The sequence below is a fragment of the Ralstonia sp. Ralssp110 genome (assembly GCF_047325135.1).
Lineage (GTDB): Bacteria > Pseudomonadota > Gammaproteobacteria > Burkholderiales > Burkholderiaceae > Ralstonia > Ralstonia mojiangensis.
Genome location: NZ_CP168610.1, coordinates 2,513,641 through 2,531,064, shown reverse-complemented (window position 1 = coordinate 2,531,064; position 17,424 = coordinate 2,513,641). Strand labels below are relative to the sequence as shown.

Sequence of the window (17,424 nt, the reverse complement as noted above, 5' to 3'; positions counted from 1 at the left end):
CCATGCCCGATATTGACCTCAACGCGTTGTCCCACACGGTGCTGTGGGCCACGTTTGCGCTTACGTTTGTGTTTGGCGCGATCCTTCAGCGCACGCACTTCTGCACGATGGGCGCGGTGTCCGACGTCGTCAATATCGGCGACTGGAACAGGCTCCGCATGTGGGCGCTGGCCATCGGTGTGGCCATGATCGGCACGGGGTGCCTGAGCTGGCTTGGCCTGATCGATACAAGCAAAACGATCTACACGGCCAGCAAGCTGCTTTGGCTGTCGTCGCTCGTGGGCGGGCTGCTGTTCGGATTTGGCATGGTGCTGGGCTCGGGATGCGGCAGCAAGACACTGGTGCGTATCGGCGGCGGCAACCTCAAGTCGGTGGTGGTGTTCGTGTTTCTGGGGCTGGCGGCGTACATGACGCTCAAGGGCGTGTTTGGCGTGGTGCGTGTGGCAACGGTGGACAGCGTTGCCATTGCGCTGCCGACGTCGCAGGACTTGCCGAGTGTGCTGGGCCACGCGTTTTCCGCCGATGCGCGCGTGCTACGTCTCGTGCTGGCGCTGGTGATCGGTGGGGCGCTGTCGCTGTGGGCGCTGCTCGGGCGCGATTTCCGTACGGGTGACAACCTGCTGGGCGGCATCGGCGTTGGCCTCATCATCGTCGGCATGTGGTACGTCTCGGGGCATCTTGGCTACGTGCAGGAAGATCCGAACACGCTGCAGGAAGCGTTCGTGGCGACCAACAGCGGCCGCATGGAAGCGCTGAGTTTCGTGGCGCCGGTGTCGTACACGCTGGAGTGGCTGATGTTCTTCAGCGATACGTCGAAGGTGCTGACAGTCGGCATCGTGAGCGTGTTGGGCGTGATTGCCGGCTCGGCGGCGGTGGCACTGGGCACGCGCACGTTCCGCTGGGAGGGTTTTGCCAATGCTGAGGACACGGGCAACCACATCATTGGCGGCGTCCTGATGGGCATTGGCGGCGTCACGGCGCTCGGTTGCACGATCGGGCAGGGGCTGTCGGGCGTGTCGACGCTGGCAATTGGCTCGTTCATCGCGCTGGCCGGGATCGTGATCGGCGCGGTGCTGGCGTTCCGCTATCAGATGTGGCGGATGGAGCGTCTGGTTTGATCTGCCAGGCGTTGACAGAATCGCCGATATCTTCCTATAATCGCGGTCTTTGGGGTCTTTAGCTCAGTCGGTAGAGCAGTAGACTTTTAATCTATTGGTCGCGGGTTCGAATCCCGCAGGACCCACCAAAATTCGAAGGGCTGACAGGCAACTGTCGGCCCTTTTTGTTTGGTTGTCCTCACGGCCAACTTCATCTCCTCTCGCGCTCTGCGTGGACGCAGCTTCCACATCGATAGCACGCTGCGATTCCTCCTTAGCGCATCCCCTTGATTACGGCCGGTCACATGGCCGGCACGTCGCATTCTGCCGGCGCCGCTAGGGATTTCCTCTATAGCGCTCATAGCTACCAACCACCACCATATTCTCTATTGGAACCGGTTCCATACGGAGAAAAGTGCACAAATGGCAGATATCGTGATCGTGGCAAGCGCGTTTGGCGCCGCGCAGGTGCTTGAGCAGGGGCATCACGCCTATGTTCCCGTAGCCGCGTCGGTGGGTGCAGCCGGTTTCGAAGTGCGGCGTGAATTGTTGCCGGCAGGGCTCGATGGCACGGTATCGACAACGCTTCTCGCTGCCTTGGGTCGGCTGATTGCCGCGCATGGTCTTTGGGCGGTTTTTTCGACGCCGGCCACGCTGTATACGAACGACGGTGCTCTGGACGCGGTCGCTATCCGCGGCGCGCTGCTCGAAGCGCAAAGTCTGGGCGCGCGCATCCTGAAGTTTCAGCTTGGCGGTTTTGCAGGTGATGCCTCAGCAGGTGTGCTGGCCCAACTGCTGCAAGGCTGGCGCGCACGGGTGCTGGTTGAGAACGGTCAACAGGCCGTGGGCGGCTCGCTGGCGCAGTTTCAAGGTTTGTTCGACGCATTGGAAGGGGCGAGCGTGGCGGACATGCTGGGCATGACGTTCGACATCGGCAACTGGGAATGGTCGGGCGAAGTGCCGCTGGCGTGCGCACGGGCCTTAGCTCCGTACGTTGAATACATCCATTGCAAAAGCGTCGCGGGCGAGGGAGCACGCCGTTTTGCGGTGGCGCCCGCGGGCAACGATGCGCGGTTCGCCGCCGTGCTGGCGGCATTGCCGGGTGATGTTCCGCGCGGCATCGAATTTCCGTTCGACGCGGTCGATCTCGCTGTCGATGCGCATCGGCATGTCACGTGGCTCAGGGCCGCCTGACTGTGACTCGACATCAAAGGAGCTTACGCATGTCACAGATGTTGGATGTCATCACCTACGGCGAAGCCATGGCGATGTTCGTGGCGACGGCGCCTGGGCCGCTCGCGCAGGCCACGCAGTTCACCAAGCGGATAGCGGGTGCCGACCTGAACGTGGCCATCGGCTTGAGCCGGCTGGGTTTTCGCGTCGGCTATGTGAGCCGGGTGGGGCAGGACTCGTTTGGCGAATACGTGCTGGAAACACTGGCACGCGAACGGATCGATGCCTCATGTGTGGCGGTGGACCCGCAGTTTCCGACCGGCTTCCAACTGAAGTCACGGGCCGACGACGGTAGTGATCCGCGTGTCGAGTACTTCCGTAAAGGCTCGGCCGCCAGCCGCCTCTCCCGCGCCGACTATGTGGCCGACTATGTGCTCGGCGCTCGCCATCTGCATCTCACGGGTGTGGCCCCCGCCCTTTCGGCGTCGTCGTGTGAATTTGCGTTCCACCTCGCGCGAGAGGTGCGCGCGGCCGGTGGCTCGATCTCGTTCGATCCGAATCTGCGCCCAACGCTGTGGCCGTCCGCTGCGAAGATGGTGAGCACGCTGAACGCGCTGGCGGCGCTTTCCGATTGGGTGCTGCCCGGCTTGGCCGAGGGGCAGCAACTGACCGGCTATGACAGCCCGTCTGATATCGCGCGCTTCTATCTCGATCAAGGTGCCCGTGGTGTTGCCATCAAGCTGGGTGCTGCCGGCGCGTACTACCAGACCGCCGACGGTGCAGAAGGCATCGCCGACGGCGTGCGCGTGGAGCGCGTCGTCGATACGGTGGGCGCGGGCGACGGCTTTGCAGTGGGCGTTGTCAGCGCGCTGCTCGAAGGGCAGTCACCCGGGTTGGCCGTGGCGCGCGGCAACCGTATTGGCGCGCTGGCAATCCAGGTGATCGGAGATTCCGAAGGCCTGCCGACTCGCGCCGAGCTCAATGTGCTTGAGCGACCGGCTCGCATGATGCGCGTGCCGGAACCCATTTCCAGCGTGTAACGCAGCGCTTCGACTGCCGTCCCTCGCGGGCGACGCAAACCATCAAAGGAGACACGACCATGGCAACGCAACTCGCGGCGCGGCGCTGGTGGATGATCATGCCGATCGTCTTTATCACCTACAGCCTGGCCTACCTCGACCGCGCCAACTATGGTTTCGCGGCGGCGGCCGGCATCAATCACGATCTGGGGATCAGCCAGGGTCTGTCGTCGTTGATCGGTGCGCTGTTCTTCCTTGGCTACTTTTTCTTCCAGATTCCGGGCGCCATCTATGCCGAGCGCCGGAGCGTGAAGAAGCTGGTGTTCATCAGCCTCGTGTTATGGGGCTTGTGCGCCGCGCTGACGGGTGTCGTAAGTGACATTCCCTCGCTGCTGGCGATTCGGTTTGTGCTGGGCGTGGTCGAGGCGGCCGTCATGCCGGCAATGCTGATCTACATCAGCAACTGGTTTACCAAGCAAGAACGCTCGCGCGCGAATACGTTTCTGATCCTCGGCAATCCCGTGACGGTGCTGTGGATGTCGGTGGTATCGGGTTACCTCGTGCGCGAGTTTGGCTGGCGCCACATGTTCATCGCGGAGGGCGTGCCCGCCATCATCTGGGCCGTGTGCTGGTGGTGTCTGGTGCAGGACAAGCCCGCGCAGGCATCGTGGCTGAGCACACAGGAAAAGCGCGACCTGGAACAGGCTTTGGCGGCGGAGCAGGCGGCCATCAAGCCGATGCGCAACTATAGCGAGGCATTCCGCTCGCCTGTCGTGATCAAGCTGTGCGCGCAGTACTTCTGCTGGAGCATCGGCGTCTATGGCTTCGTGCTGTGGCTGCCATCGATCGTGAAGAACGGCTCGTCGCTTGGCATGGTCGAGACGGGCTGGCTGTCGGCGCTGCCATATCTTGCGGCCACCATCGCGATGCTCGCTGCGTCGTGGGCATCCGACAAGTTGGGCTCGCGGCGCGGCTTCGTTTGGCCGTTCCTGCTGGTGGGCGCGGCGGCGTTCGCTGCATCGTATGGGCTTGGGTCCACGCATTTCTGGATGTCGTACGCGCTGCTCGTCATTGCCGGCGCGGCGATGTATGCGCCGTACGGCCCGTTTTTCGCGATCGTGCCGGAGTTGCTGCCGAAGAACGTCGCGGGTGGCGCGATGGCGCTGATCAACAGCATGGGCGCCCTCGGTTCGTTTGTCGGTTCGTACTTCGTGGGCTACCTCAACGGTGCCACGGGCTCGCCGCTGGCATCTTACGCATTCATGAGCGCGGCGCTGTTGGCCGCCGTGATCCTCACGCTCTGCGTCAAGCCGCAACCGCGTGATGCTTACGCGCTCGCCCACCCCATGCCTGGAAAGTGAGCCGATGAAACCTCTTGTCGTTGCGTACAAGCCGTTGCCCGATGATGTGGCCGCCCAGTTGCGCCAGCATGTCGAACTCGTGCAGGTCGACGGTGCTGCGGCGTTGACCGAGGCGCTTGCCAACGCCGACGGCGCGATCGGTGCGAGCCTGAAGATCACGCCTCAGATGCTCGACTGCGCGCCACGGCTCAAGGCGTGGTCCACGATCTCGGTCGGCTATGACAATTTCGACGTGCCTGATCTCACGCGCCGAGGCATTGCACTGGCGCATACACCTGATGTGTTGACCGAGTCGACCGCCGATACCGTGTTTTCGCTGATTCTCGCGTCGGCGCGGCGTGTCGTGGAGCTTGCCGAGTGGGTCAGGGCCGGGAATTGGCAGCGCAGCATCGGGCCAGAACTTTACGGCACGGACGTTCAGGGCAAGACGATCGGCATCGTCGGGCTGGGTCGGATCGGTGCGGCATTGGCGCGCCGCGCAGCGCTCGGGTTCCGGATGCATGTGCTCTACACGAACCGGAATCCGCATCCGGAAGCCGAAGCACAGTACGGCGCGCGCCGTGTGACGCTCGACACGTTGTTGGCCGAAGCCGATTTTGTTTGCCTGCAGGTGCCGCTAACGCCCGAAACGCAGCACCTGATCGGCGCGGCGGAACTGGCGAAAATGAAACACAGTGCGATCCTGATCAATGCATCGCGTGGGCCCGTCGTTGACGAGGCAGCGCTCATCCATGCATTGCGCAACGGCACGATCCGCGGCGCGGGGTTGGACGTGTTCGAGCAGGAGCCGCTGCCCGCCGACTCGCCATTGCTGGCGATGAAGAACGTGGTGGCACTGCCCCATATCGGCTCTGCAACGCACGAGACACGACACGCAATGGCCCGCTGCGCGGCCGACAACCTGGTCAGGGCGCTGGCTGGAACGTTGCGTGAGAACCTCGTGAATCCGCAGGTGCTGGAGCGGGCCCGCGGCTCATGAGCGGGGCGTGGGGATTGCGCTATGATCCTCGCACTCCGGCTCCGGCTCCGGCCCCCGCGCCGACGGCCCGTTCTGAAGCGCATCGTGACTGATTTCCCATCCTCCTCCTCGCGCCCTGCGACTATCACCGACGTAGCCCGCGAAGCGGGAACCGGCAAGACAAGCGTGTCCCGCTATCTGAATGGCGAGACACAAGTCCTGTCCGACGATTTGCGACAGCGCATCGAAGCCGCCATCCAGCGGTTGAACTACCGGCCCAACCAGATGGCACGCGGCCTCAAGCGCGGGCGCAATCGCCTGCTCGGTATGCTGGTGGCCGATCTGACCAATCCTTATACGATCGAAGTGCTGCAGGGCGTGGAGGCGGCCTGCCACGCGCTTGGCTACATGCCGCTCATCTGCCATGCCGCAAACGAGATCGAGATGGAGCGCCGGTTCGTCCAGTTGCTGACGACGTACCGGGTCGAGGGACTGATCGTCAACGCGCTCGGTGCAGAAGAGGCCGTGTTGCGTCCGCTGCGGGGCGGCGGCATTCCCGCCGTGCTGGTGGATCGCACGGTCGAAGGGTTCGACGCTGACCTGGTGGGCCTCGATAACCGCGACGCCGTCAGGTTGGGGGTGCAGCATTTGCTGGATCAAGGTTTCGATTGCATCCAGTTCATCGTGCAGCCGTTCGAGCAGGTCAGTTCGCGGCGTGAGCGCGAACTCGCCTTCCGAGAGACGATGGCAGCGCGAGGCCAGCCAGCGGAGCCGGCTGTGGTGTTGGACCTAAACGACCCGGCCTCAGTCGAGCGTGCGCTGGCAGCGATCGATGCACGCATCGAGGCGGTGCACCAGCGGAGCGGAAAACGACTGGCGCTGTTTGTTGCCAACGCGCCGGTTGCGCTGGTCGTCGCGCGGCATCTGCGCACGCGATTTGGCACAGCTTGGCAGGAGCGGGCGGCGCTGCTGTCGATCGATGATCCGGAGTGGGCGGAGTTGATCGGCATCACCACGATCCGGCAACCGACATACGACATCGGTTACAAGGCGGTCGAATTCGTGCATGAACGCATCGAAGGTGTGAGCGGCGATGGCCGAGTCGTGTTGCTCCCGGGTACGCTGGTCGAACGTGCTTCGACGGTGCACTCGGTGGAGGAGGCGTCATGACGTTGCGCCTGTATCTTGCCGGGCCGGACGTTTTCCGTCCTGATCCCATCGCGCATGGCGAAGCGCTCAAGACGCTGTGTGCGGAGTTCGGCTACATCGGCCTGTATCCGCTCGATAACACGATCGCGCCCCAGGCCGATGGCCCTGCGACCGCCGCGGAAATCTACCGCCAGAACATCGCGCTGATCGACTCCGCCGACGCCGTGCTTGCCAACGTAGCGGACTTTCGTGGCTATGAACCCGATTCCGGCACGTGCTTCGAAATCGGCTACGCCATCGCCCGTGGCAAAGATGTGTGGTGCTACAACGTACCGGCGGTGCCACTCTTGGGGCAGGTGCCGAACACCAACGGCAACGATGCAGACGGCTGGGCCGTGGAAGATTTCGGCCTGCCGCGCAACCTCATGATTGCTTGCAGCTGCCACCTCGTCGTGGGTGATGTGCGCGCGTGCCTGGAGCGCATGCGCGTGCACTACGCATAGTCGTGCGCTCGACATGCGTATGCAGATTGCTTCCTTTGGGGGTCGGAGCGGTCTGTATAGTGCCCGCCCCATCGACTGCTATGCGGTGGAAGGCACCCTGCCTGGCGCCACCGTCGGCGGCTGAACGCGTATCGATCTGAGCATTCCTTCGTTGGCACGCGACGGGTGCGGGCGGTGTAATGTGGAATTCGTCTATTGCTGCGCGCTTACATCATGTCCGACGCTGTTCTTGCCGCTGATGCACCTGCCGTTCACACGGCCCGGTTCCACGTTCGCCGCTTGCCGGGTGCACCGCTGGGCGCAGAGATCCTGGGCCTGGGCGATGCGGCGGACCTCTCTGCCGCCGACATCGCCGCTATCCGCCAAGCGTGGCTCGCACACGATGGCTTGCTCGTTTTCCGTGATGTGCAGTTCACCCCGCAGGCGCAGGTGGCATTCAGCCGCCTTTTCGGGCCGCAGCAGGTGCACGTGCTGAACCAATTTCATTTGACCGGGTACCCGGAGATCCTCGTTGTCTCCAACGTGGTCGAGAACGGCCAGCCGATCGGTCTGGGCGATGCGGGGCGCGACTGGCATTCGGATCTGTCATACAAGCCGCTGCCGAGCCTCGGTTCGATGCTGTTGATGCGCGAGTTGCCGGAAGAGGGCGGTGACACGCTGTTTGCCAACATGGTCCGCGCATACGAAACGCTGCCCGCTGATCTCAAGCGCATTATCGAAGGCCGCCGCGCGGTGCATTCGTATGTGTACCGTTACGAGCGATTGCGCGCGCTGTCGACTTGGCGGCCGCCACTCACGCAAGCGCAGCGCGACGCCGTGCCGCCGGTTGACCACCCCGTCGTGCGCACGCATCCGGAAACGGGCAAGCGCGCGCTCTTCGTCAACGAAGGCTTCACCTCGCACATCCTGGGTTTGCCGGAAGACGAAAGCACGAGCGTGCTGGAGCAGCTCTTCGCCCACAGCGTCCGCGCCGACAACGTCTACACGCACCGCTGGCGCGTCGGCGACATGCTGTTCTGGGATAACAGATCCACCATCCACTTCGCGCCAGGGTGCCCGGATAAATTTCGGCGCACGCTGCATCGCACGACGATTGAAGGCGATGTGCCGATTTAGGTGCCGTTCGTCTACAGCCCGGCCTCGGCCAGGCGGGCATCAATACTCGCCAGCGTCAACGTCTGCGCAAACAACCGCGTGAGCGATTGGCTCGCATACTTCGGCACCTCGTCAGCGGTGGCCCAGCGGTACGCATCCATCTCGGGGATGAGCCGGCCGCTGTGATAGCTGTTGAACATCGACGTGCACGTCAGTGTGTTGAGTGCAACTTCCGCGCGGCGCACGCGTGTGGCGAACAGGTGCAGCTCCTTGTCACGGCGATACGGAAACCTGCCCAGTTCGATCAGGGCGTGGCTGTCGAGCACGAGACCGGTTTCCTCGCGCGTCTCGCGCAGGGCGGTGTCGCGGTGGTCCTCGCCGGGGTCGGGCGCGCCTTTGGGGATGTCCCAGTGACGCGTTTCAGTAGCGTGGGCGAGGAGCACATCGCCATCTTCGTTGAGCAGCACGAGGCCGCAGGATAGGGCGATGGGCATGTTATTTCGCTCCGACGCGTTGCGTGATGCGTGCGCTCAGCAGCTGGTGTTCGCGGCTGAACAGCCGGCGATAGGCCAGCAGCACGGCCGCGACCGTCCCCAAGCCCGAAGACGCCGCCAGCAGAAACATGATGACGATCTGGTAGCGCACGGCCTCCAGCGGAGATTGCCCTGCCAGCACCTGGCCCGTCATCATGCCGGGCAAGCTCACCACGCCCACGACGGTCATCTGATTGATGATCGGTGTCATGCCGGCGCGCACGGCCGCCCGTGCGGCATCGCGCGCCGCCTCCCAGCGTGTGCCTCCCAGCGCAAGAATGGTCTCCACCTGGTCTCGCGTGGCCGTGAGTTCGCCGGTCATGCGCTCCAGGGCAAGCCCCACGCCGGTGAGCGTGTTCCCCAGAATCATCCCCATGATCGGGATGGCGTATTGCGGCTCGTACCACGGCCGCGCTTGCAATACGGCCATCAGTCCGATCACCCCGATCAGCCACGTGCTGCCGAAGACCGACAACGTGCCGTCCCATCGCAGGCCCGAATAGCCGCGCGCGCCGCGGCTACCGGTTGCATTCCCTGCAATCAACGTCATGACGGCCACGATGCCCAATACCACCGGCCAATACGCGTGAGCGAATACCCATTCGAGAACGAAGCCCACCGCCAGCAGCTGCGCGACGGTCCGCAAGGCCGCCCACGCCAAGCGGTGTTCCAGTCCAAGCCCCAGCACAACGGATAGCGCGCCGTTCACGAGGATCAGCGCGGCCGCAATGCCGACCTGCCAGGCGGAAAGCGAGAGGTTCTGCCCGTTCATCGCGTGGGCTCCGTGTCGAGCTGCCCGGCAACCATGCGCCAATGCCGACTGCCGATGCGTTCCGCTTGCGCCGGATCGTGCGTCACCCACATCCACGCATGCCGCTCGGGCGCCTGAGCGAACCAATGCTGCAACAGCGCCTCAACGGCGCGAGCGGAGGCGGGGTCAAGGGCGGCCGTAGGTTCGTCGAGCAGCAGGACGGTCGGCCGAGTCTGCAGCGTGCGGACCAGCGCTGCGATCTGCGCTTCACCGCCGGAAAGATCGATGGCGTTCTTGTCGAGAAAGCTGGCGTCGCGCTGGGCACCCGCAAGCAGGGCGATGGCGGCATCGCGATCGAATCCGGCGCTGTGTCTCCGCGCGTGTAGGCGGTACGGCATGTGCAGGTTGTCTTCCACCGTACCGGGCAGGAGCGCAGGGCGCTGGCGCACGTACGCCACGTGACAGCGATAAGCCGGAACGGCGCGCGGCCCAATCGCCTGGCCGTGCCATGTCACGTGCCCGCCATCGAGCGGATCGAGCAATGCCAGCGCGCGCAGCAGCACGCTTTTGCCTGCGCCCGATGGCCCGGATAGCGCAATACGATCACCGGCCCGCACAGCAAGGGTGGCAGGGTGCAGCAACGTGACATCGGTGCGTGCGTCGCGGCGTTGGAGGTGGGTGGCGGCAAGCATGGTGGGGCGAGTGTGTTGCATACGGTGCGGCATCAATGCGCCGCTTTTATGCATTATGCATATGAGCGGGTGTGGCGCTCCTCCGCCGTAATCCTGAACACACCCGCGCAGGCGCAGTGCCGTCGCCGCATGGTTACGCCATCCGCGTGCCATGCGGAGTGGCCCTTAGCCCAAACGGAGCAGCCTCAAAGCGTTGACGGGTGGCCGATGTCGGACGAATCCGACATGCCATTCAGCGACGGGAGGGTCGCCATTTGCGCATGCGAGACATAGGATCGAAGCATCACTAGAAGAAGCGACGGAGGGCGCCATGGAGACCGACAAAGTGCAAGTTGCCCACCCATGGTGGCAGCCGGGAGTCTTTGCATCGGCGCCGGCCATTTTTCTCTGGATCTGCGCGGAGTTGCCTCCCGATATGCTCGGCGCCATCTTCCATGCGGGCACGTCGCCCGATTCCCTTCGGCATGTTGGTGACACGCTGTTCGTGATCGGCTGGACCGCCAGCGGCGCGCTGATGTGGCATGGCCGGCGGCGCATCGGGCATGAAGCGGACGCGGCAGCGCAGCCCGTTCGAGCCGAGGTTGACGCCCCCGAGCAGCCGCACGGGCTCGCTGGATTGCGCCAGAACATGGCTCGGCGCTGGGAGCGCATGCGCCATCCGATTCCGCTGCACTGATATTGCACTGCCGCAAACGAGAAAGGCCGGATTGTCCGGCCTTTTTGGTGGGTGTGTCGCCCTCAGGAGGTGCTGCCAGGAATGATCTCGTCAGGATCGATATTCGAGGCGGGAGTTGGGGCGCTGGCGGGCTCGCCTTGTGCTTCTTGCCATTTTTTGTAGCCCCACCAGGCCGCTCCGGCCACGATTCCCACCTTGCCGAGCTTGCGCGTGATCCGGCCGATGACGGTGCGGCGCAATCCTGCATACGCGAGTGACAGCGCAGTGCCGACCAGCGGGTATTCACGTGCAATGCCTAGCGTCCGCATCAGGCTGTTCGGTCGCGCCAGCGGGCGGAGCAGGCTCGGCAGCAACGCCCCGAGGCCGCCCAGGCTGAAGGTGCGGCCGGTGGCGCGATGTACATCGTTGCGGGCTTGAGCGTAGTCGTAGCGCTCCAGGGCGGCGCGTGTCAGCAGCAATTCCTTTCGAACGCTCAGTGGCAGGCGTGTCTCGCCACCGCGGCGTGACGGCCGGACATGATGTCGCGCGCTCGATGCGGGTTCGTTCACGGACGTGCCGGGCGACGGTGCGTGTTCGGTGGGGTCAGTCATCGGCGCAGGATCTCCCGGTCTTTGTCGAGTTCGGCCAGTGTGGCCTCGAACAGCGGCGGTGCGTCACGCAGCAGCGAGCGTACCTTCCACAGGCACGCCGCCGCACCCAGCGCATACAGCGCCGCCATCACGGCAAGGGATTGCCAACGATACGTATCCCAGCACAGGATGACCACCAACGCCGTCAGCGTCATGATGGACAGGCCAATGAGGCTCACGGCCAGCATGCCCAGGAAGGCGGTGCCGAGCAGCCGTTCTTTTTCTTCAGCCAGTTCGACGCTTGCCAGCTCGAGCCGCGTCTGCAGCATCGAGACGACCGTGCCGGCCAATTTCTTCAAGGAAGCGAACAGCTTTGGGCTGGTGTCGTCGGTCATGGAGTGTGGAAATGGTGCAAAGCCGATAGCGCCGCTGCCAACGCAGCACGCGCCATGCCCGGAATGGAGCCGCCAAAACGCAACTGGCCGATGGCGCGATCCACAGGGCGCGCGCCATCGGCCAGACAGGGTGCTGCGGCTTACTTGCGGTTGAGCAGCAGGCCGATCAGTAGGCCCACGCCGGCCGCCACGCCCACGGCTTGCCACGGGTGATCGTGGACGTAGTCATCGGTGGCGCGTGCGGCAGCCTTGCTCTTGTGGACGACCGCGTCTTGCAGGTCCTGCGCTTTTTCCTTGGCTTGGCGGAGCATCCCCATACCGCGCTCGCGCAGTTCCGCGGCCTTTTCGCCGCTGGTGGACGCAGCTTGTTTGAGCAGGGTTTCAGCGTCGGACAGTACAGTCTTCACGTCGGTCATCAGTTTCTCCTTATTGACGGAATCGGCCAGGTTGGGGGAAGTGTTCGTCATGGTCGGGTCCTCGGTGTCGGGGGGTAGTTCAATCGTCAATATGTCGACGCGCTTATTCGCTAGCATATGTGTGGGCGCCGCGAAACTTCAAGCGCTCGCGTCGCGCGCCCTGCGATGGATCAATGCTTCGGCCATTGTCCGGCAATGTGCGCACGCCTTCCACCCTGTTGTCAGCAAATGCCGCGCCTAATGACGAAAAGTGATGTTGTTGTGAATTTATAGTCGTTTTAGTTGGATGGCAATCTGGCTATAGTGGTTCCCAATCTGTGTATGGAGGACACGATGTCTCTACGTTTGGGCGATATCGCCCCTGATTTCGAGCAGGATTCCAGCGAAGGCCGCATCAAGTTTCATGAATGGCTGGGCAATAGCTGGGGCGTGCTTTTTTCGCACCCGGCCGACTACACGCCGGTCTGCACCACCGAACTGGGCCTGACCGCCAAGCTGAAGGATGAATTTACCAAGCGCAATGTCAAGGCGATTGCGCTGTCGGTCGATTCGGTCGAGTCGCACAAGGGCTGGATCAACGATATCAATGAGACCCAGAACACCAGCGTCAACTTCCCGATCATTGCTGACCCCGATCGTAAAGTCTCGCAGCTGTACGACATGATCCATCCGAATGCGAGCGAGACCTTTACCGTGCGTTCGCTGTTCGTGATCGATCCGAACAAGAAGATTCGCCTGACAATTACGTATCCCGCTTCGACGGGGCGCAACTTCAATGAGGTGCTGCGCGTGATTGACTCGCTGCAGTTGACCGATAACCACAGCGTGGCCACACCGGGTAACTGGCAAGACGGCGACGACGTGGTCATCGTGCCGTCGTTGAAGGACGAGGAAGTCCTCAAGCAGAAATTCCCGAAGGGCTACAACGCGGTGCGGCCGTATCTGCGCTTGACGCCGCAGCCCAACAAGTGACCGTCTCCTTGGTAGTGTGATTGCCGCCCGGCCCTGTGCCGGGCGTTTTTTGCGTTGGAACCGGTTCAGGTTCCTAGGCAAAACAAAACCGGCCAGCCCTTTCGGGTCTAGCCGGTTTGTTTTTTGTGAAGACGGTTCAGTGTGCGATCAGATCGCCCAGCCGCCTGCGTAGAAGGCCACTAGGGCACCGGCAATCGCCACGGTGCCGATGTTCAGCTTGCGCCATTCGCCGGCCACCAGGCGGCCGATCACCAGCGTGCTGAAGCCGAGCATGATGCCGGTGACGATGTTGCAGGTCAGCACGATGAACACGGCGCAGACCAGGCCGGACAGCGCGTCAACCATGTCGTCCATGTGCAGCTTGCTCACGCTGGAGAGCATCAGCAGGCCGACATACATCAGCGCCGGGGCCGTTGCGTACGACGGCACCAAGCCGGCCAGCGGCGAAAAGAACATCACCGCCAGGAACATCACGCCGACCACGACAGCCGTCAGGCCCGTCTTGCCGCCTGCTGCCACGCCAACCGTCGACTCAATGTAAGCCGCGGCCGGAGCACCGCCGAAGAACGCCGAGAAGATCGAGCTGATGGAATCGGCCGTGAGGGCTCGGCCACCGTTGATGATGTGGCCCTTGTCGTTGAGCAGACCGGCTTGGCCGGCCACGGCGCGGATCGTGCCGGTGGCATCGAACACGGCAGTCATCACGAGTGCCAGCACGCTCGGCAGCACGGCGGCGGTGAGAGCACCGCGGATATCCATTGCGCCGATCAGCGAGGCATGACCTGCAGAGGCGAGTGAAGGCACTGCGAACACGCCCGTGAACTTCACGGCCGGGTCAAAGATCAGGCCCAGGATTGAGATGGCGATGATCACGATCAGGATGCCGCCCGGCACGCGACGACGCTCCATACCGAAGATTGCGGCCAGACCCAGCACCGACATCATGACCGGGAAGGCGGTGACGTGGCCCAGTGCAACAGGCAGGCCCTCGGCGGCGTTTTTGACCACCAGACCGACGTCGTTGGAGGCGATCAGCAGCAGGAACAGGCCGATGCCGATGCCCGTGCCATGTGCCACGCCTGAGGGCAGATTGCGCAGGATCCAGGAGCGCACGCCCGTAGCCGAGATGGCGGTGAAGGCCACGCCCATCAGGAACACGGCGCCCAGCGCGACTTCTGGCGTCAGCTTTTGCCCCAGCACCAGCCCAAAGGCCATGAATGCGGTCAGCGAAATTGCGCAGCCGATGGCGATCGGCAACTTGGCCCATAGACCCATCAGCAGCGAACCGAAGGCGGTGGTCAGACACACCGCGACGAAGACTGCGCTGGTATCAAAGCCGGCCTTGCCCAGCATGCCCGGCACGACAAACACGGCGTAGACCATTGCCATGAAGGTGGTGATGCCAGCCACGACCTCGCGCTTTTGCGTGCTGCCGCGTGCAGAAATCTGGAAATAGCGATCAATGGCACGCGCGTCGGCGATGCTAGCGGCGCCAAGTTCCGTCGACGACGGAATGGACTGTTCAGCCATGGTGGGTTTGTCTCCTGGCAGGACTCCGCGCCGGCCGATCTTGGTCGTCCGCGTAAGGTGCCCTGTTCTGGTTTTGATATCGGTACGGGTGCCTGCGTACGCGCGCCGGCATTCTCCAGACCGTTGTCTCGCGATTGGTTTTGTCGCGTGGCGCTGCAATCTGCGTGTGGATCGCGCGCTCGTTCTATCGGTGTGAGGGGCGTGCGGCCCAACAATCCGCCGACACTTGGACCGAAGCATAGACGCGCGCTACCGCCGATTCATGCGGCGTGGCGTATCCCGGTCATTTGCAAATTGGTATATCGCGAGGGAAGGAGAACAACGGTGCCCAGGACGGGCGAGAGGTGCAGCAGCGGGTGTGGCGAGTGGTGCACGAGTGTGCCCCAACTCGCCGGAAAAACAAAGCGCAATCAGAAGAAAGCCTGGATGCCGGTTTGTGCGCGGCCGAGGATCAGCGCATGGATATCGTGCGTGCCTTCGTACGTATTCACCACTTCCAGATTCACCACGTGGCGGATCACGCCAAACTCATCGGAGATGCCGTTGCCGCCCAGCATGTCGCGCGCCACGCGGGCGATGTCGAGCGACTTGCCGCACGAGTTGCGCTTCATGATCGACGTGATTTCCACCGCCGCCGTGCCTTCGTCCTTCATGCGGCCAAGACGCAGGCAGCCTTGCAGGCCGAGCGTGATTTCGGTCTGCATGTCGGCCAACTTCTTCTGCACGAGCTGATTGGCGGCCAGCGGGCGGCCGAACTGCTTGCGATCGAGCACGTACTGGCGCGCGATGTGCCAGCAAGCTTCTGCAGCGCCCAGGGCGCCCCACGCGATGCCGTAGCGCGCCGAGTTCAGGCACGTGAACGGGCCCTTCAGGCCGCGCACGCCGGGCATCAGGTTCTCTTCGGGCACGAACACGTCGTCCAGCACGATCTCACCGGTGATCGACGTGCGCAGGCCGACCTTGCCGTGGATGGCCGGTGCGGTCAGTCCCTTCCAGCCTTTCTCCAGGATGAAGCCCCGGATTTCATCCTCGCCGTTGTCATTCGGCAGCTTGCCCCACACGACAAACACGTCGGCGATGGGCGAATTGGTGATCCACATCTTGGCGCCCGACAGCGAGTAGCCGCCGTCGACCTTCTTGGCGCGCGTGATCATCGAGGCCGGGTCGGAGCCGTGGTTCGGTTCGGTCAGGCCAAAGCAGCCGATCCACTCGCCGGTTGCCAGCTTGGGCAGGTACTTCTGCTTTTGCGCTTCGCTGCCGAATTCATAGATCGGCACCATCACCAGCGACGACTGCACGCTCATCATCGAGCGATAGCCCGAATCCACCCGTTCGACTTCACGCGCGATCAGCCCGTAGCAGACGTAGTTCAGTCCCGGGCCGCCGTACTGCTCGGGAATCGTGGGACCCAGCAGGCCCAGCTCGCCCATCTCACGAAAGATCGATGCATCGGTTTTCTCGTGCCGGAACGACTCCAGCACGCGCGGCATCAGCTTGTCCTGGCAATACGATGCGGCGGCGTCGCGCACCATGCGCTCGTCGTCGGTCAGCTGTTGGTCGAGCAGCAGGGGGTCGGCCCAATTGAAGGCGTTGCGAGCGGTCACAGCGGTAGTCTCCGAGGCGTTGTTGTTCCGATATACGGAACACAGTTTCGAAATTTAGAGCTATCATAGCGCAACCACCGACGATTTCCAGAGCTTTTTTGCCATGAGCACAATCCGTCTCCCTGACCCCGAATTCGACACGGCGCCCGCCGAGTCGAGCGATCCGAATTTCGTCACGGCACTGGCGCGCGGGCTGGAGCTGCTGCGCGCATTCCGCCCGGGCGACACGCTGCTCGGCAACCAGGAGTTCGTGCGGCGCACGGGCTTTCCCAAAGCCACGGTCAGCCGGCTGGCCGGCACGTTGGTCTCGCTCGGCTACCTGCGTTACGACGAGGCCCTCGGCAAATACGGACTCGACGCCGGTGTGCTCGCGCTCGGATTCGCCTATCTGGCCTCGAGCGACGTGATCCAGCTCGCGCGGCCGCACATGAGCGCGTTTGCGCAGCGCTTTGGCGTATCGATCTCGCTGGGCAAGCGCGATCGGCTGGACATGGTGTATCTGGAGACGATCCGCCACGACAGCCCCTCGATGAGCGGTTCGTCGGGACTGGGCGTGGGCTCGCGGCTGTCGCTGCTGTCGAGTTCGATGGGACGGGCGTATCTGGCTTCGTTGCCCGCAGCGCGGCGTGAGCGCTTGTACGAAGCATTGCGCACGCAGCAGCCGGCGCAGTGGGCGGCAGAAGGGGCCGCAGCAGATGACGCAGTGAAAGCCGGCATACGCAATGGCTACGCCGTATCCTTGCGCGACTGGCATCCCGCCATCCACGCGTGCGCGGTGGCGTTCTTCGCGCCGAGCCAGCGCGAGCCTTACGTGGTGAGCTGCAGCGCGCCTTACACGGCCGCCGACGCAGAGCGCATTCGAGACGAACTGGCTCCCGCGCTACGTGAGTTTGCGGCGCGGCTCGGCCAAGTGGGCGAGCCAGCCTGAGCT

The 17,424-nt window shown here is 63.5% G+C and carries 19 protein-coding genes and 1 tRNA gene; 12 read left to right on the top strand and 8 right to left on the bottom strand.

Features of this window, described 5'->3' with window-relative positions; all coding sequences use genetic code 11:
- Positions 1-2 precede the first annotated feature (2 nt).
- From ACEN9T_RS20770 to ACEN9T_RS20730, 9 genes are all read left to right on the top strand, one after another.
- On the top strand, positions 3-1,118 hold the full coding sequence (locus ACEN9T_RS20770) for a YeeE/YedE family protein (RefSeq protein ID WP_413706924.1): 1,116 nt from the start codon (positions 3-5) through the stop codon (positions 1,116-1,118).
- Positions 1,119-1,170: 52 nt separating this feature from the next.
- Positions 1,171-1,246, top strand: a tRNA-Lys gene (locus tag ACEN9T_RS20765).
- A gap of 274 nt (positions 1,247-1,520) precedes the next feature.
- Entirely contained in the window at positions 1,521-2,291 is a 771-nt protein-coding gene (locus ACEN9T_RS20760) for a sugar phosphate isomerase/epimerase family protein (RefSeq protein ID WP_413706923.1), read from the top strand.
- A gap of 29 nt (positions 2,292-2,320) precedes the next feature.
- Complete coding sequence (locus tag ACEN9T_RS20755) at positions 2,321-3,310, top strand: sugar kinase (RefSeq protein ID WP_413706922.1); 990 nt, start codon at positions 2,321-2,323, stop codon at positions 3,308-3,310.
- A 59-nt stretch (positions 3,311-3,369) separates the two neighbouring features.
- The gene (locus ACEN9T_RS20750; protein ID WP_092971759.1) at positions 3,370-4,650 is read left to right on the top strand and encodes an MFS transporter; all 1,281 of its coding nucleotides are present in this window, start codon (positions 3,370-3,372) and stop codon (positions 4,648-4,650) included.
- A gap of 4 nt (positions 4,651-4,654) precedes the next feature.
- Complete coding sequence (locus ACEN9T_RS20745) at positions 4,655-5,629, top strand: NAD(P)-dependent oxidoreductase (RefSeq protein ID WP_092971758.1); 975 nt, start codon at positions 4,655-4,657, stop codon at positions 5,627-5,629.
- Between the two features lie 84 nt (positions 5,630-5,713).
- Positions 5,714-6,778 carry a LacI family DNA-binding transcriptional regulator gene (locus ACEN9T_RS20740; RefSeq protein ID WP_413706921.1) on the top strand — a complete coding sequence of 355 codons (1,065 nt, stop codon included), beginning with the start codon at positions 5,714-5,716 and terminating at the stop codon, positions 6,776-6,778.
- Complete coding sequence (locus ACEN9T_RS20735) at positions 6,775-7,260, top strand: nucleoside 2-deoxyribosyltransferase (protein WP_092971756.1); 486 nt, start codon at positions 6,775-6,777, stop codon at positions 7,258-7,260. Before ACEN9T_RS20740 ends, ACEN9T_RS20735 begins: the two co-directional genes overlap by 4 nt.
- Positions 7,261-7,473: 213 nt before the next feature.
- A complete protein-coding gene (locus tag ACEN9T_RS20730) occupies positions 7,474-8,376 on the top strand; it encodes a TauD/TfdA dioxygenase family protein (protein WP_413706920.1) in 903 nt (300 codons plus the stop codon).
- An 11-nt stretch (positions 8,377-8,387) separates the two neighbouring features.
- Here ACEN9T_RS20730 and ACEN9T_RS20725 read toward each other — a convergent pair whose 3' ends face one another.
- From ACEN9T_RS20725 to ACEN9T_RS20715, 3 genes are read right to left on the bottom strand one after another with little or no spacing between them, the layout of a single operon-like run.
- Positions 8,388-8,849 (bottom strand): NUDIX hydrolase, encoded by a 462-nt coding sequence (locus ACEN9T_RS20725; protein WP_092971755.1) that lies wholly within the window; start codon positions 8,847-8,849, stop codon positions 8,388-8,390.
- A gap of 1 nt (position 8,850) precedes the next feature.
- Entirely contained in the window at positions 8,851-9,660 is an 810-nt protein-coding gene (locus ACEN9T_RS20720; protein ID WP_413706919.1) for an ABC transporter permease, read from the bottom strand.
- Positions 9,657-10,331, bottom strand: a complete 675-nt coding sequence (locus tag ACEN9T_RS20715) for an ATP-binding cassette domain-containing protein (protein WP_092971753.1) — start codon at positions 10,329-10,331, stop codon at positions 9,657-9,659. Before ACEN9T_RS20715 ends, ACEN9T_RS20720 begins: the two co-directional genes overlap by 4 nt.
- 310 nt (positions 10,332-10,641) lie before the next feature.
- On the opposite strand from ACEN9T_RS20715, the gene ACEN9T_RS20710 reads away from it, so the two are divergent.
- Positions 10,642-11,007, top strand: coding sequence for a hypothetical protein (locus ACEN9T_RS20710; protein WP_413706918.1), 366 nt, complete (start codon positions 10,642-10,644; stop codon positions 11,005-11,007).
- A 62-nt stretch (positions 11,008-11,069) separates the two neighbouring features.
- Here ACEN9T_RS20710 and ACEN9T_RS20705 read toward each other — a convergent pair whose 3' ends face one another.
- The 3 genes from ACEN9T_RS20705 to ACEN9T_RS20695 all read right to left on the bottom strand — a co-directional run bounded on the left by ACEN9T_RS20705 (position 11,070) and on the right by ACEN9T_RS20695 (position 12,438).
- On the bottom strand, positions 11,070-11,597 hold the full coding sequence (locus tag ACEN9T_RS20705; protein WP_413706917.1) for a DUF3318 domain-containing protein: 528 nt from the start codon (positions 11,595-11,597) through the stop codon (positions 11,070-11,072).
- Positions 11,594-11,971 (bottom strand): phage holin family protein, encoded by a 378-nt coding sequence (locus ACEN9T_RS20700; protein WP_092971750.1) that lies wholly within the window; start codon positions 11,969-11,971, stop codon positions 11,594-11,596. The genes ACEN9T_RS20705 and ACEN9T_RS20700 overlap by 4 nt, the downstream gene beginning before the upstream one ends.
- A 140-nt stretch (positions 11,972-12,111) precedes the next feature.
- Positions 12,112-12,438, bottom strand: coding sequence for a DUF883 family protein (locus ACEN9T_RS20695; RefSeq protein ID WP_004629476.1), 327 nt, complete (start codon positions 12,436-12,438; stop codon positions 12,112-12,114).
- 282 nt (positions 12,439-12,720) lie between these two features.
- Here ACEN9T_RS20695 and ACEN9T_RS20690 point away from each other — a divergent pair, with 282 nt between their 5' ends.
- Entirely contained in the window at positions 12,721-13,359 is a 639-nt protein-coding gene (locus ACEN9T_RS20690; RefSeq protein WP_413706916.1) for a peroxiredoxin, read from the top strand.
- 147 nt (positions 13,360-13,506) lie between these two features.
- Here the strand turns inward: ACEN9T_RS20690 and ACEN9T_RS20685 are convergent, their stop codons facing one another.
- Entirely contained in the window at positions 13,507-14,889 is a 1,383-nt protein-coding gene (locus tag ACEN9T_RS20685) for an NCS2 family permease (RefSeq protein WP_413706915.1), read from the bottom strand.
- Positions 14,890-15,299: 410 nt separating this feature from the next.
- On the bottom strand, positions 15,300-16,493 hold the full coding sequence (locus tag ACEN9T_RS20680) for an acyl-CoA dehydrogenase (RefSeq protein ID WP_413706914.1): 1,194 nt from the start codon (positions 16,491-16,493) through the stop codon (positions 15,300-15,302).
- Between the two features lie 103 nt (positions 16,494-16,596).
- Here ACEN9T_RS20680 and ACEN9T_RS20675 point away from each other — a divergent pair, with 103 nt between their 5' ends.
- On the top strand, positions 16,597-17,421 hold the full coding sequence (locus ACEN9T_RS20675) for an IclR family transcriptional regulator (RefSeq protein ID WP_413706913.1): 825 nt from the start codon (positions 16,597-16,599) through the stop codon (positions 17,419-17,421).
- Positions 17,422-17,424 lie beyond the last annotated feature (3 nt).

Bases quoted from the DNA above. Each gene is read 5' to 3' on its own strand.
- ACEN9T_RS20760 (WP_413706923.1), top strand. From the start codon at position 1,521: ATGGCAGATATCGTGATCGTGGCAAGCGCGTTTGGCGCCGCGCAGGTG.
- ACEN9T_RS20730 (WP_413706920.1), top strand. From the start codon at position 7,474: ATGTCCGACGCTGTTCTTGCCGCTGATGCACCTGCCGTTCACACGGCC.
- ACEN9T_RS20685 (WP_413706915.1), bottom strand. From the start codon at position 14,889: ATGGCTGAACAGTCCATTCCGTCGTCGACGGAACTTGGCGCCGCTAGC.
- ACEN9T_RS20745 (WP_092971758.1), top strand. From the start codon at position 4,655: ATGAAACCTCTTGTCGTTGCGTACAAGCCGTTGCCCGATGATGTGGCC.
- ACEN9T_RS20710 (WP_413706918.1), top strand. From the start codon at position 10,642: ATGGAGACCGACAAAGTGCAAGTTGCCCACCCATGGTGGCAGCCGGGA.
- ACEN9T_RS20705 (WP_413706917.1), bottom strand. From the start codon at position 11,597: ATGACTGACCCCACCGAACACGCACCGTCGCCCGGCACGTCCGTGAAC.
- ACEN9T_RS20690 (WP_413706916.1), top strand. From the start codon at position 12,721: ATGTCTCTACGTTTGGGCGATATCGCCCCTGATTTCGAGCAGGATTCC.
- ACEN9T_RS20715 (WP_092971753.1), bottom strand. From the start codon at position 10,331: ATGCTTGCCGCCACCCACCTCCAACGCCGCGACGCACGCACCGATGTC.
- ACEN9T_RS20700 (WP_092971750.1), bottom strand. From the start codon at position 11,971: ATGACCGACGACACCAGCCCAAAGCTGTTCGCTTCCTTGAAGAAATTG.
- ACEN9T_RS20720 (WP_413706919.1), bottom strand. From the start codon at position 9,660: ATGAACGGGCAGAACCTCTCGCTTTCCGCCTGGCAGGTCGGCATTGCG.
- ACEN9T_RS20770 (WP_413706924.1), top strand. From the start codon at position 3: ATGCCCGATATTGACCTCAACGCGTTGTCCCACACGGTGCTGTGGGCC.
- ACEN9T_RS20755 (WP_413706922.1), top strand. From the start codon at position 2,321: ATGTCACAGATGTTGGATGTCATCACCTACGGCGAAGCCATGGCGATG.
- ACEN9T_RS20725 (WP_092971755.1), bottom strand. From the start codon at position 8,849: ATGCCCATCGCCCTATCCTGCGGCCTCGTGCTGCTCAACGAAGATGGC.
- ACEN9T_RS20695 (WP_004629476.1), bottom strand. From the start codon at position 12,438: ATGACGAACACTTCCCCCAACCTGGCCGATTCCGTCAATAAGGAGAAA.
- ACEN9T_RS20675 (WP_413706913.1), top strand. From the start codon at position 16,597: ATGAGCACAATCCGTCTCCCTGACCCCGAATTCGACACGGCGCCCGCC.
- ACEN9T_RS20735 (WP_092971756.1), top strand. From the start codon at position 6,775: ATGACGTTGCGCCTGTATCTTGCCGGGCCGGACGTTTTCCGTCCTGAT.
- ACEN9T_RS20750 (WP_092971759.1), top strand. From the start codon at position 3,370: ATGGCAACGCAACTCGCGGCGCGGCGCTGGTGGATGATCATGCCGATC.